The organism is Rhizobium mesoamericanum STM3625, assembly GCF_000312665.1.
GTDB classification, from domain to species: domain Bacteria; phylum Pseudomonadota; class Alphaproteobacteria; order Rhizobiales; family Rhizobiaceae; genus Rhizobium; species Rhizobium mesoamericanum.
The window spans coordinates 2,943,128-2,955,564 of record NZ_HF536772.1 but is presented as its reverse complement, the minus strand read 5'-3'; the positions used below and the strand labels follow the sequence as shown (position 1 = coordinate 2,955,564).

At 59.9% G+C, this 12,437-nt stretch carries 14 protein-coding genes; 8 read left to right on the top strand and 6 right to left on the bottom strand.

Annotated elements, in window-relative coordinates; all coding sequences use genetic code 11:
* Positions 1–2 precede the first annotated feature (2 nt).
* Positions 3–785 carry an adenosylcobinamide-GDP ribazoletransferase gene (locus tag BN77_RS14550; protein WP_007533109.1) on the bottom strand — a complete coding sequence of 261 codons (783 nt, stop codon included), beginning with the start codon at positions 783–785 and terminating at the stop codon, positions 3–5.
* A 138-nt stretch (positions 786–923) separates the two neighbouring features.
* Between BN77_RS14550 and cobT the strand changes: the two genes are divergently transcribed.
* Positions 924–1,940: a nicotinate-nucleotide--dimethylbenzimidazole phosphoribosyltransferase gene (gene cobT / locus BN77_RS14545; RefSeq protein WP_007533107.1), complete on the top strand. Its 1,017-nt coding sequence runs from the start codon at positions 924–926 to the stop codon at positions 1,938–1,940.
* 119 nt (positions 1,941–2,059) lie between these two features.
* Positions 2,060–2,440: a diacylglycerol kinase gene (locus tag BN77_RS14540; RefSeq protein ID WP_007533105.1), complete on the top strand. Its 381-nt coding sequence runs from the start codon at positions 2,060–2,062 to the stop codon at positions 2,438–2,440.
* A gap of 97 nt (positions 2,441–2,537) precedes the next feature.
* Here the strand turns inward: BN77_RS14540 and BN77_RS14535 are convergent, their stop codons facing one another.
* On the bottom strand, positions 2,538–4,073 hold the full coding sequence (locus BN77_RS14535) for a sensor histidine kinase (RefSeq protein ID WP_007533102.1): 1,536 nt from the start codon (positions 4,071–4,073) through the stop codon (positions 2,538–2,540).
* Positions 4,074–4,179: 106 nt separating this feature from the next.
* Here BN77_RS14535 and BN77_RS32150 point away from each other — a divergent pair, with 106 nt between their 5' ends.
* The 3 genes from BN77_RS32150 (at position 4,180) to BN77_RS14525 (ending at position 5,552) form a co-directional block, all read left to right on the top strand.
* Complete coding sequence (locus tag BN77_RS32150) at positions 4,180–4,350, top strand: hypothetical protein (RefSeq protein ID WP_007533100.1); 171 nt, start codon at positions 4,180–4,182, stop codon at positions 4,348–4,350.
* On the top strand, positions 4,347–4,994 hold the full coding sequence (locus tag BN77_RS14530; protein ID WP_007533097.1) for a uracil-DNA glycosylase family protein: 648 nt from the start codon (positions 4,347–4,349) through the stop codon (positions 4,992–4,994). The genes BN77_RS32150 and BN77_RS14530 overlap by 4 nt, the downstream gene beginning before the upstream one ends.
* A 69-nt stretch (positions 4,995–5,063) precedes the next feature.
* Positions 5,064–5,552: an Lrp/AsnC family transcriptional regulator gene (locus BN77_RS14525; protein ID WP_007533095.1), complete on the top strand. Its 489-nt coding sequence runs from the start codon at positions 5,064–5,066 to the stop codon at positions 5,550–5,552.
* A 19-nt stretch (positions 5,553–5,571) separates the two neighbouring features.
* On the opposite strand, the gene BN77_RS14520 is transcribed toward BN77_RS14525, so the two are convergent.
* Both BN77_RS14520 and BN77_RS14515 read right to left on the bottom strand, forming a co-directional pair.
* The gene (locus BN77_RS14520) at positions 5,572–6,570 is read right to left on the bottom strand and encodes an ABC transporter permease (protein WP_007533092.1); all 999 of its coding nucleotides are present in this window, start codon (positions 6,568–6,570) and stop codon (positions 5,572–5,574) included.
* A gap of 32 nt (positions 6,571–6,602) precedes the next feature.
* Complete coding sequence (locus tag BN77_RS14515; protein ID WP_040677214.1) at positions 6,603–7,427, bottom strand: ATP-binding cassette domain-containing protein; 825 nt, start codon at positions 7,425–7,427, stop codon at positions 6,603–6,605.
* 131 nt (positions 7,428–7,558) lie between these two features.
* Here BN77_RS14515 and BN77_RS14510 point away from each other — a divergent pair, with 131 nt between their 5' ends.
* Together BN77_RS14510 and BN77_RS14505 are read left to right on the top strand one after the other, a co-directional pair.
* A complete protein-coding gene (locus BN77_RS14510) occupies positions 7,559–8,539 on the top strand; it encodes an NAD-dependent epimerase/dehydratase family protein (RefSeq protein ID WP_007533090.1) in 981 nt (326 codons plus the stop codon).
* A 47-nt stretch (positions 8,540–8,586) separates the two neighbouring features.
* Complete coding sequence (locus BN77_RS14505) at positions 8,587–9,576, top strand: sugar-binding protein (protein ID WP_007533089.1); 990 nt, start codon at positions 8,587–8,589, stop codon at positions 9,574–9,576.
* 67 nt (positions 9,577–9,643) lie between these two features.
* Here BN77_RS14505 and BN77_RS14500 read toward each other — a convergent pair whose 3' ends face one another.
* Entirely contained in the window at positions 9,644–10,345 is a 702-nt protein-coding gene (locus BN77_RS14500) for a DNA alkylation repair protein (RefSeq protein WP_007533084.1), read from the bottom strand.
* Positions 10,342–11,211, bottom strand: a complete 870-nt coding sequence (locus BN77_RS14495; RefSeq protein ID WP_007533081.1) for an NAD(P)-dependent oxidoreductase — start codon at positions 11,209–11,211, stop codon at positions 10,342–10,344. Before BN77_RS14495 ends, BN77_RS14500 begins: the two co-directional genes overlap by 4 nt.
* Positions 11,212–11,462: 251 nt before the next feature.
* Between BN77_RS14495 and BN77_RS14490 the strand changes: the two genes are divergently transcribed.
* Complete coding sequence (locus tag BN77_RS14490; protein WP_040677796.1) at positions 11,463–12,428, top strand: aliphatic sulfonate ABC transporter substrate-binding protein; 966 nt, start codon at positions 11,463–11,465, stop codon at positions 12,426–12,428.
* Positions 12,429–12,437: the final 9 nt, after the last annotated feature.

The following is a 12,437-nucleotide window of genomic DNA, read 5'->3' as shown; positions in this document are numbered from 1 at the left end:
TTTCACAAAGCCATGGCAAGGGCGAAGAGGGCAGCGATTTCCGAAATCTGCTGGGTCGCGCCAAGGGTGTCGCCGGTGTGCCCGGCGAGCTTTTGACGCACCATGCGGGTGAAGGCCATGGCGGAAAAACCACAGGCCAGAAGGGCACAGACGAGGGGCAGGAGACCGAGGCTCGGCCAGAGCATCAGAGCAGACAAGAGGCAGCCGGAGACGAGCGCCATTTGCATCGCGCCTTCAGCCGGCTGTCCGGCCGCCGCAGCGACGCCGTCGGGTTTGGCAGGCGGCAGCCGATGCCAATGCCAGACGATCGCAGCACGGCTGATGCAGGCGATCGCCGGGATAACATCCGCTGCGGCGAGGGGCGGCGCTGCGCGCGCGATCGCGGCAAGTGCCGCGGCTCGAAGAGCGAACGACAGGATCAGCGAGATCGCGCCGTAGGTCCCGATGCGGCTATCCTTCATGATCGAGAGCGCATGATCGCGGTCGCGCCCGCCACCGAGGCCGTCGGCACAATCGGCAAGGCCATCCTCATGCAGCGCGCCGGTCAGTGCCGCCTGTACGGCAAGCGCGCAGAACGCCGACATCAGCCGGTCGGCGTTTAAGCCAATCATCAGCAAGAAGACGAGGGCGGGGAGGAGCGCAATGAAAATGCCTGCAGTGGGGAAGGCGCGGGAGGCTCTGTCCAGCTTGCCGTCGAAGCCGCTGAAGGCGAAAGAGGGCATCGGAATGCGGCTGAGGAAGGCAACGGAACGAGCAAGGTCGGTCGCATAATTTCCGATGTGCATTTTGGCTCTGTCTCCGCGACCATATGCAGCGCTTTAGGAGTTGTTCGCCTCGGCGCCTGCCTTTAAGAGAGTGGCGACGAAAGAAGCTGATTTGCAGCGAAAACACAAGTTACCGACCAAGACAAGGAAACCGCATTCATGAGCGTTTCAGGCCTGCCATTCGACGATTTTCGGGCACTTCTACGCGATCTGCCGGGACCGGATGCCAAGGCGCTGGCCGTCGCGCGCGAGCGCGATGCGCAGTTGACGAAGCCGCCCGGCGCGCTCGGACGGCTCGAGGAAATCGCCTTCTGGCTCGCAGCCTGGACGGGCAGGGCGCCCGCCGTCAACCGGCCACTGGTGGCGATCTTCGCCGGCAATCATGGCGTCACGAGGCAGGGCATCTCGCCGTTCCCGCCTACCGTGACACAGCAGATGGTCGAGAATTTCGCCGCTGGCGGGGCGGCGATCAACCAGATCTGCGTGGCCTATGACCTCGGTTTGAAGGTCTTCGATCTCGCCCTCGATTACCCGACCGGCGACATTACCGAAGAGCCTGCTTTGTCCGAGCGTGACTGCGCGGCGACCATGGCATTTGGAATGGAAGCAATCGCGGGCGGCACCGATCTTCTTTGCATAGGCGAGATGGGGATCGGCAACACGACGATCGCAGCGGCGATCAATTACGCCCTCTACGGTGGCACGGCGCGTGATTGGGTTGGTCCGGGTACGGGCTCCGAAGGAGAAATGCTGGAGCGCAAGATTGCGGCAGTCGAAAGGGCGGTTGCGCTGCACAGCGATCATCTGGACGATCCGCTAGAGATCATGCGCCGTCTTGGTGGTCGTGAAATCGCGGCGATGGCCGGGGCGATCCTTGCAGCGCGTGTCGAGAGGATCCCGGTTCTAATCGACGGCTATGTCGCGACCGCCGCCGGCGCCATCCTGAAAGCTGCCAATCCCTCAGCGCTTGATCACTGCCTGATCGGCCACGTCTCTGGCGAGCCGGGGCATTTGCGGGCCATTGAGATGCTTGGCAAGACGCCGCTTCTGGCTCTCGGCATGCGGCTCGGCGAGGGGACGGGAGCGGCGCTGGCAGCCGGGATTGTCAAGGCAGCGGCCGCTTGCCATTCCGGCATGGCGACCTTCTCGCAGGCAGGCGTCAGCAACAAGCATTGAGCCTTCAGGCTTGTGACAGGTTGATGACAGAGTTCTTGCCGCGGGGAAGTTTAATCGGTATTCGCAATTTCTGACCGAAGGCGACAATGGCCGCCATCGAAGGACGATGAGGGCATTTGATGAAACCTGCCGTGACAAAACTCACCGGCATCAGCCATTTCTTCGCAGCCGCCAGCTATTCACTGGGCGGCTTTCGGCGGCTGATCAAGGAGGCGGCGTTCCGGCAGGAGTTGTTGTTCTTCGCGGTCTCACTTGTCCTTCTGATCGCCGTCGGCGTCACGCTTGGCGAGCTGATGATCGCGGTCGTGCTGTTTCTCGCACTCTTTGCCGTCGAGGCGCTGAACACCGCGATTGAAGAAGTCATTGACAGGATTTCGCCCGAAATCTCGATGGTGGGCAAGCACGCCAAGGACCTCGGCTCTTTCGCCGTCCTCTGCATGATTGCGGCATGTGGCGTGTTCCTGCTGTTTACGATTGGTAGGCATCTGCTCTTTGGGTGACGCCGGGGGAGGTGAGTTCGAAACGTTGAGCGAGCCCCACTCTACCGACAATGACTGCAGGACTAGGAGGTCTCTGTTTTCCGGGCGCATTGTAAGCTTATGCGAAACTCCGGCGCTTGCGAGGGATCGCCGGCGCATCGCCAACGGCCGGGACAGTCTGAAGCACGCGCTTTGCGGGCAGGATGGCAATGACTTCGGTGCCCTCGCGTAGCTTCGACTTGAGAATGAACTGGCCGTCGTGCTTGGCGAGGATTGCCTGAACGATCGGCAGACCGAGGCCGGTGCCTTGTTCGGCGCTCTTGATCGCAATTGAGCCCTGGCCAAAAGCAGAAAGAACAACCGGGATCTCTTCTTCCGGAATCCCCGGACCATTGTCCTTGATCGAGACGTATTGGCCGCCCCCCGCCGTCCAGCCGACCTTGACGTGGATTTCGCCGGCTTGCGGCGTAAACTTCACGGCATTCGAAAGCAGGTTGAGGATGACCTGGCGCAGCGATTTCTCGTCCGCCCAGACGGCGGGCAACTCGGACTCAAACTGTTGCGAGATGGTGATGTTCTTGCCGCGCGCACGCAACTGCACCATGCCGATGCAGTCTTCCGAGATGTTCAGCAGCGAGATTGCCTCTTCACTTAGCTCGTACTTGCCGGCCTCGATGCGCGATAGGTCGAGGATTTCGTTGATGAGGTTCAAGAGATGCTCGCCAGAGCGATGGATATCGCTGGTGTATTCCTTGTAGGTGGGGTTGTTGAGCGGCCCCATCACCTCCGCGGACATGACCTCCGAGAATCCCAGGATGGCGTTGAGGGGTGTCCTCAGTTCGTGCGACATGGAAGCCAGGAAACGCGACTTCGCCAGGTTGGCTTCCTCCGCCCGGCGGCGTGCTTCGTCTGACATCGACTTTGCGACTTCCAGTTCAGCGATCAGATCGTCTTTTTCGGCTTGATAGGCGAGGATCCTCAGGTTGGATTGGAAGAGCCGGTCACTGATGTAGTTGAAGAGGATGACCGTCGTGGTGAACACGGCCGTGAGGCTGATTTCGAGGATTTCGCGGGAAAGCCCGGCCTTGGCGATCAGTCCGAACACGACCGGCGCGAAGGTAATGAGCACTGACGGTGTCAGCATGAAATTCGACATCGCCGTGATCGAGAGCGCAATGAGTAACGTGGCGCCTTTGTAAAGCAGGAAGCTCGACGGTTCACACGCGGTGCAGTCCTGCAGGGCGAACACAGCCCAGCAGCAGCCGACCATGAATTGCCCAAGCAAGAGGACACGGCGCCATTTGCGCGCGATCGTCGCGTTGATTTCCTGGCGGCGGGCGCGGCGGGCGAGAAACACGTTTGTGGCATGGGCCGTCAGCGTCAGAAGCGCCCATAGAAAGATCTGCGTGTTTTCGGTGAAATAGACGCCGAGAGCGGCAATGATCGTGACGAAAAGCGGAACGATCGATGCGCCTTGGAGGACGGCATTGACGTACATCACGAGCACGTCGCGATCGAATGCGCCGCTTGCCGCATGGCTCGACTGCAGGCGCTCCCGCGTCAGCCGAACAGCCTTCGACACTGGCTTGTTTCGGTGACTGCGTGACTTGTCGACGATATTCTTATCGCTCGATGTGCTAACGCCGATACTCATGGTGTACGTTGAAACTTGATCCGCGGGTGTTTAGACCCTAAACGGCAATTCTTAAGATGATGTTAGCCATCTTTGCCAAGGATTTGTTTTTTAAGGAGGCGAAAGCGTGACGCCCGGGTTCAGAGTGATGCGCGGCGGCGTGACGGCGGTGGCTCTGTTGTCGTTCTTTTGGCTAGTTGCGGCGAAGCTGAACGCTCATGCCGAGACAGTCTATTCGGGACAGTTAAGCGCGGCTGACGGCGATGCCCGCGGCATGATGGGGCGGCGTGGGTGGTGAAGGGCAAGGCTGCGCCGGACGAGCTGGCTCTCGATGTTCTTCGCAAAGAGATTGCCGCCTGTCGGATCTGTCGTGACGCGCCGCTTGGCGGAGCGGACGCTCGGTTGCCGCATGAGCCGCGGCCGGTCGCGGTGATTTCGTCGAAGGCGAGGATATTGATCGCGGGGCAGGCACCAGGTCTTAAGGTTCACGAGACCGGCCTGCCGTTCAACGATGCATCCGGCGATCGCCTGCGGAATTGGTTGCAGGTCGATCGGGAAACGTTCTACAACCCCGACTGTTTCGCCATTGTGCCGATGGGCTTTTGTTTCCCTGGCTACGATGCGAAGGGCAGCGATTTACCGCCGCGGCGCGAATGTGCGCCGCAGTGGCGAAGCAGGGTCATGTCGGCGATGCCCCAGATCGAGCTTATCCTCGCAGTCGGCCAGTGTGCGCAGGCTTGGCACATGCGCACCGAACGCCGCAAGAATATGACCGAGACGGTACGGGCTTGGCGCACGACGCTTTCATCGACACATCGGCCGTCAATTCTGCCGTTACCGCATCCGAGCTGGCGCAACACCGGTTGGATCAACCGTAACCCTTGGTTCGGGGAGGAGTTGCTGCCTGTGTTGCGGGAACGGCTCGGCGCGTTGCTCGGCTGAAAAAAAATTCTTTAATCCAGTCGGAATCGCGCTATACAGAGAAAATAAATTCGAAGGGGCTTTTTCCAGATGGACCGTCTTGACCGCAAAATCCTGCGCCTTTTGCAGGAAGACTCGACTTTGGCCGTTGCCGACCTCGCCAAGAAGGTCGGGCTTTCCACGACACCATGCTGGCGGCGCATCCAGAAGATGGAAGAGGACGGCGTGATCAAGCGCCGCGTCGCGATCCTCGATCCGGAAAAGGTCAACACCAAGGTCACGGTCTTCGTGTCGATCCGGACGGCGACACACTCGATCGAGTGGCTGCGTCGCTTTTCGGAAGTCGTTGCCGACTTCCCGGAAGTGGTCGAGTTCTATCGCATGAGTGGCGACGTGGATTATCTGCTGCGCGTGGTGGTGCCTGACATTGCCGCCTACGACGCCTTCTACAAGCGCATGATCGCGAAGATCGAGATCCGCGACGTGTCGTCAGCCTTTGCCATGGAGCAGATCAAGTATTCGACGCAACTGCCGCTCGACTACATGATTCTCGATAACGCGAAGTCGAACGAGGACTGAAAAGCGACAGGGTGCAGCCTTATTCGCTCTGCCGCAGGTTTCTCAGCCGGTCGAACAGAACCGCCAGAACGATTGCGCCGCCGATAAAAGTGCCCTGCCAAAAGGCATTGATGCCCAAAAGGCCAAGGCTGTTGCGAATGACCTCGATCAAGGCGGCGCCGACAAGGGCCCCGAAGGCGGTGCCGACACCGCCGGCGAGATTGGCGCCGCCGATGACGGCTGCGGCGATGACCTGCAGTTCCATCCCGGCGCCGATGTTCGTCGTGACGGCTCCGAGCCAGCCCGTCTGGATGATGCCGGCAACGCCGGCCGACAGAGCCGAAATCATGTAGACCGCGACCTTGATCTTCCTGACCGGCACGCCAGTCAGGGTCGCTGCGTGTTCGTTTCCACCGATGGCGAAGACGTAGCGACCGAAGCGTGTCCAGCGCAGAACGAAGCCGGTCAGCAATGCCAGCACAGCCATGTAAAGCACTGGATTTGCGATGCCGAAGAACCATGCACCGCCGCCGAGCGCCAGCAGCTTGTCGTGATCGGGGCCGAACTGGAAGACGACGGTGTTGTTCGAGGCCACCATCGCCAGGCTTCGGGCAATCGACAGCATACCGAGCGTGACGACGAAGGGCGGGAATCCAAGGTAGGCGATCAGAATGCCGTTGAAGGCGCCGACCGCTAGCGCTGTGCCGATCGCGGCTGCAATGCCCGTGCCGATGCCATAGCCGGCATGCATGGTGATCGCAAGGACCATGCTGCAGAGGCAAAGCACTGACCCGACCGATAGATCGATTCCGCCGGTGATGATGACCAGCGTCATGCCAAGCGCGATAATTGCGACGAAGGTGACGTTACGGGTAATGTTGTAAAGGTTGGTGGGGGTGGCGAAGGAGCTCGTGGCGAAGGACAGGAAGATGCAGGCGAGGATGACGGCAACGAGCACCCAAAAGGTCTGACTTGCGAAAATGGACGAGAACCAGTTGCGCTGCTTCTGCGCTATCGTCTGATCGAGGGTTATTGCCATGGTCGACCTTCGCTTTTATTGCGTGTGGCTAATCACACCTGTTCGATTGCGCCTGTTATCAGACCCGTGACTTCCTCCGGCGAACTCGCCGCTATCGGCTTGTCTGCGACTTTGCGCCCGCGCCGCATAACGATCACGCGGTCGGCAACCGAGAAGACGTCAGGCATGCGGTGGCTGATCAGAATGACCGCGATACCGCGATCGCGCAGTTGACGGATGTGAGCAAGAACCTCGGCAACCTGGCGCACGGAGATGGCGGCAGTCGGCTCGTCCATGAGTACGAGCTTCGCCTCCGCCAGCATGGTACGGGCGATCGCCACTGCCTGGCGTTGGCCACCCGACATCTGCTTTACCAGATCTCGTGGGCGAGTCTCCGATTTCAGCTCCCTGAAGATTTCGCCGGCGCGCTTGTACATCGATTTGTAGTCGAGGATGCGCAGGGGGCCGAAACCACTGCGAATCTCCCGGCCGAGGAATACATTGGCGGCCGCCGTCAGATTGTTGCAGAGCGCGAGGTCCTGGTGGACGATCTCGATGCCCCGTTGTCGGGCTTCGACCGGCCGATGCAGAACGAGGTCCTGGTCGTCCAGGCGCATCGTTCCGTGGCTTGGACGGAAATTGCCGGCGATCATTTTCACGAGCGTCGATTTACCGGCGCCGTTGTCGCCCATCAGCCCGACGACCTCTCCCGCTTCCAGCGAAAACGACACGTCGTTGACTGCCTGTATGGCGCCGAAATGTTTCGAAATGTTGGTGAGCTCGAGAACTGCCACCCGCTGTCTTGCCTCCCAAAGCCGCGACCGTGTTTGAACCCGCAATTTCGCCCGCCAGTTCCTCCCTGCGAGCGCTTTCAGCATTTATCCAGAACCGCGCGAAACCGTCAATCGAATGCTGCTAATTTACCGTGTCCGTTACAATTATTCGTTTTATAGTACAATTCGATTGACGCGCGGTGGTGTCTGTATATTAGCTGTTCGTGGAGGAGAGCATGCTGATCCTTGTTACCGGTGCAACGGGCAAGGTCGGGCAGCACTTCATTGCTGGGCTGCTCGACGATCCCCGATTTTTGAAGGCGCGCATTCGCGCGCTTTGTCATAACCGCTTGTGCCCAGAAACCGACCGCGTCGAGGCGGTGCGCGGTTCGATCAGCGATCGCGGGGCGGTTACGAGCGCGCTCGCGGACGTCACGCATGTGGTGCATCTTGCGACATGCAAGGAGACGCCTGAGGACATAATGGATGTCACCGTCAAGGGACTGTTCTGGCTTCTCGAAGGCTTCAGGACCAGCGCCACTGCGCGCCAGTTCATTCTCGTCGGGGGCGATGCCGCGGTCGGGCATTTTTTCTATCGCCACGCCACACCGATTACCGAAGCGACGCGGCACCAGGCCTATCCTGGCTGCTATGCCCTGTCGAAGGTGCTTGAAGAGGTGATGCTGGAGCAATTCCAGATCCAGTATGGCATCAATGGCTGCTGCCTGCGTGCGCCCTGGATCATGGAGAAGGATGACTTCAAGTTCACGCTGTCGTTCGGAGAGGATGTTTTCGGGGGCCCGGACTGGAAGACGCTCGTTCCGGAAAGCGACGCGGTGCGCTATGCGCGGGAGCAGACGGTGCCGTTGCTGCGTGACGCCGATGGTCGCCCCTTGAAGCGTAATTTCGTGCACGTCGCCGATCTCGTCTCCGCAATACTTGCCGCGCTCGACAATCCGCGGGCGAAAGGCCAGCTGTTCAACATTTGCATGGATCGACCTGTCGACTACGGTGAGGTTGCCCTCCACCTTGCGCGCACGCGCGGCATCGGCTGCGTCGACATACCGAGCGAGTTCCATTCGAATTGGATGGACAACAGCAAGGCGAAGTACCTGCTCGGGTGGCGGCCCGTCTACGATCTGGAAATGCTAATCGACTCGGCCTGGGGGTATGTGCGTTCGGAGGAGGATCCTCGCATCGTCTGGTATCCGGGTTGATCATGTGGCGGGCGATGGCGTCCGCCAATTTTCAATTGGAGGAAGCTATGAAGAAGGCATTATTGCTTACAGTCGCGGTGCTGGCGCTGACGGCCGGGCAGGCCCTTGCAGCCAAGAAGCAGCTTGTTATCGTCGTGAAGGGCCTCGATAACCCATTCTTCGAGGCGATCAACCAAGGTTGCCAAAAGTGGAACAAGGAAAACGCCAAGTCCGAGTACGAGTGCTTCTATACCGGCCCAGCATCGACATCGGATGAGGCCGGCGAGGCGCAGATCGTTCAGGACGTGTTGGGCAAGGCCGAAACGGCGGCAATCGCTATATCTCCGTCGAACGCCAAGCTGATCGCACAGACGCTGAAGACGGCAAACCCCAAGGTTCCTGTGATGACCCTCGACGCCGACCTTGCGGCGGAGGATTCAGCTCTGCGCAAGACCTATCTCGGTACCGATAACTATCTGATGGGTGCGCGCATCGGCGAGTACATCAAGAAGGCGAAGCCGAAAGGCGGCAAGATCTGCACGATTGAAGGCAACCCCGGGGCCGACAACATTCTGCGACGTGCTCAGGGGATGCGCGATACCTTGACTGGAAAGAAAGGCCTAACAGCACTGAAGGGTGAGGGTGGATGGACGGAGGTTGCCGGATGCCCGGTCTTCACGAACGACGACGGCGCCAAGGGCGTGCAAGCCATGACCGACATTCTCCAGGCCAATCCGGACCTTGATGCTTTCGGCATCATGGGGGGCTGGCCACTGTTTGGCGCACCGCAACCCTATCGCGACCTGTTCAAGCCAATGGCTAAGAAGATTTCCAAGAACGAGTTCGTGATCGGTGCCGCCGACACGATCGGCGATGAAGTCGCAATCGCCAAGGAAGGTCTGGTGACCGCTCTTGTCGGTCAGCGGCCGTTCGAAATGGGCTACAAGGCGCCAACCGTCATGATGGACCTGATCGCAGGAAAGAAGGTTCCAGATCCCGTCTTCACCGGTCTGGACGAATGCACCAAGGATACCGTCAAGACCTGCATTCAGAAGTAGTTGACATGCGAGGCAGCGGGCGAAGCATCGTCCGCCCGCTGTCTTTTTCGATGCGCGGATACCCCGATCACCTGACAGCCGACTTCCGCTCCAGCCTGGCGAGCACCCGTTCGCTCGTCAGTTCCCGGACGGCATCCTTGCCGATCCTACGTGCGGTCTGATCATCCGATGCCGAAAGTTTCTTGGCGAGCTCCAGTGCTGCGGTATGGCAGTGGAGACTCCGTTTTCCGATGTTTCTCAGTGCCCAGGTCACAGCCTTGCGCACGAAATTGCGCGGATCCTCGGCATGGGTTGCGATAAGCGCAAGCGTGCCCAGGAATGTCTCGTCCGGCTCGTTCTTCAGGTGGACGGCCGCGCCGGCAATCATTGCGAAGGCCGTCCGCCGGACGAATTCCCGCTCGTCGGATGCAAATTCGGGAATGAGCGTTTCGATGCGTGCTTCGACATAGAGGTCTGCTGCGCAATCGACGATTTCCCATGAGTTGAAATCGCAGGCCCAGGCTCGTGCGATTTCGGCCGTAAGCTCGTTGGGCTCCGCCGTATAGAGAGCGAGTAAGCGGCCTTCGCGGATGCCGCTCTGCCAAAGCTCAAGGGCGCGGCCATGGTTCCGCTTCACGATCCGGGCGATCTTCTGGAGATCCGGATTGGAGATACCGAGCGCGGTTTCGGTGGCGATACCGAAACGGGCCATGCCGGAAATGCTTTCCTCCGAGCGCAGCGTCATGAGATGTGCGATCAGTTCCGCAGCGCTAGAGGAAGGGCTGATCATTTCTCCAGTCGAGCCAAAAGTGAGGACGTATCCCAGCGGTTGCCGCCCATGGTCTGGACATCGCCATAGAATTGATCGACCAAGGCTGTCACCGGCAGTTTCGCACCGTTGCGGCGCGCCTCGCTGAGTACGATTCCGAGATCCTTGCGCATCCAGTCGATGGCGAAGCCGAAATCGTATCTTCCCTCGTTCATGGTCTTATGCCGGTTCTCCATCTGCCACGAGCCGGCAGCTCCTTTGGAGATAACTTCGACAACCTTCTCGATGTCCAGGCCAGCGCGCTTTCCGAAATGAATGCCTTCGGCAAGACCCTGGACGACGCCGGCGATGCAGATCTGGTTGATCATCTTGGTCAGTTGTCCGGCGCCCGCCGGTCCCATGAGGCCGACCATGCGGGCGTAGGCATCGATGACCGGCTTTGTCTTGTCGAAGGTGGTCTCGTCACCGCCGCACATGACCGTCAGCACGCCGTTCTCGGCGCCTGCCTGTCCGCCAGATACCGGGGCATCGATGAAACCACAGCCCTTGCCTTTGGCTGCGGCATCAAGCTCGCGGGCAACTTCGGCGCTAGCGGTCGTGTTGTCGACGAGGATCGCTCCGGGCTTCATCGTTTCAAAAACGCCGTTCTTTCCCGTTGTCACCGAGCGGAGGTCATCGTCGTTGCCAACGCAGGTAAAGACGAAATCTGCACTCTTGGCAGCATCCGCAGGCGTTGGGGCCGATTTGCCGCCGAACTTCTCCGCCCATGCAACCGCCTTTGATGCGGTCCGGTTGTAGACCGTGACGTCATGGCCGCCTTTCACCTTGAGATGGCCCGCCATGGGAAATCCCATCACGCCGAGACCGATGAATGCGACTTTTGCCATATGCTTATTCCTTTCTGAATGCAGGGCATGAGGATTAGCCGAAAGCAACTCGCGCGAAAAGCCGTCAGGGCGCCGGCAACATCGAGACGGAAAAATTTTCCTCGAAAGCGGGGAAAGCTGGTTCGGATAATCCCGCGAGCGGCAAAAGATAATAAATATAAATGTCGATCGAATTCATGGAGTTTATCAAGATTGGCATATCGAAACGCTGGAGCGCCGAGACTGGGCCCACTCTCAACGAGGGAACGACCATGATTTCACGACGTCAAACACTGGGACTTTTCGGCGCCGCGGCGGCCACGGCATTGTTGCCCGGCATCAACGGTGCGCGCGCAGCGGCGAGCGAATTTCGGATCGGCTGGCAGAAGAACGGCGTTCTGGCCCTTGCCAAGCGCCGTGGCGCGCTCGAAAAGCGGCTGGCCGACAGAGGCATTACCGTCAGCTGGGAGGAATTCACCTCCGGCCCGCCTCTGCTGGAAGCGCTCGGCGCTGGTGCCCTCGACTTCGGCGCGACGGGCGACGTGCCTCCGCTATTTGCCCAGGCGGCCGGCGGTCACCTCTACTATGTGGGGCTCTATCGGGGCAGCCCGGCAGGCTCGGCAATCCTCGTCAGAAAGGATTCGCCGATCCAGACGCTCGAAGGTCTGAAGGGCAAGAAGGTTGCGTTCAAGCGCGGGTCGAGCGCCCATAATGTCACGGTCAAGGTCCTGCGCAAGGTGGGCCTGACACCGCAAGACATTGAGGGCGTGGATCTCAGTCCGGCGGACGCGGCGGCAGCCTTCAAGAATGGCAGCATCGATGCCTGGTCGATTTGGGACCCATATCTTGCCATTGCAGAAGCCGATCCGGAAACGCGGGTTCTGACGACGGCTGAAGGCATTGTCGACTCCTACAGCTTCTTCCTCGCCAATGCCGAGTTCACCGACGCAAACGGCCAGGTCATCACTGATGTGCTCGATGAGCTTAAGCAGGTCGGGCGATCTGCTCAGAGCAATCTCGATCAGACAATCAAGGAGCTCTCCGAGATCACCGGCGTGCCGCCGGAGATTACACGCGTGACACTGACGCGCGCTGGCACCGATCTTGGCAGCGTATCCGGCATCACGGATGCGGCTGCGGCCTACCAGCAGGGGCTGGCCGATGAGTTCTACAAGCTCGGCATTGTTCCGAAGCAGCTGCACACCGGCGACATCATCTGGCGCGCCAAGGCAAGCTGATTTCCATTC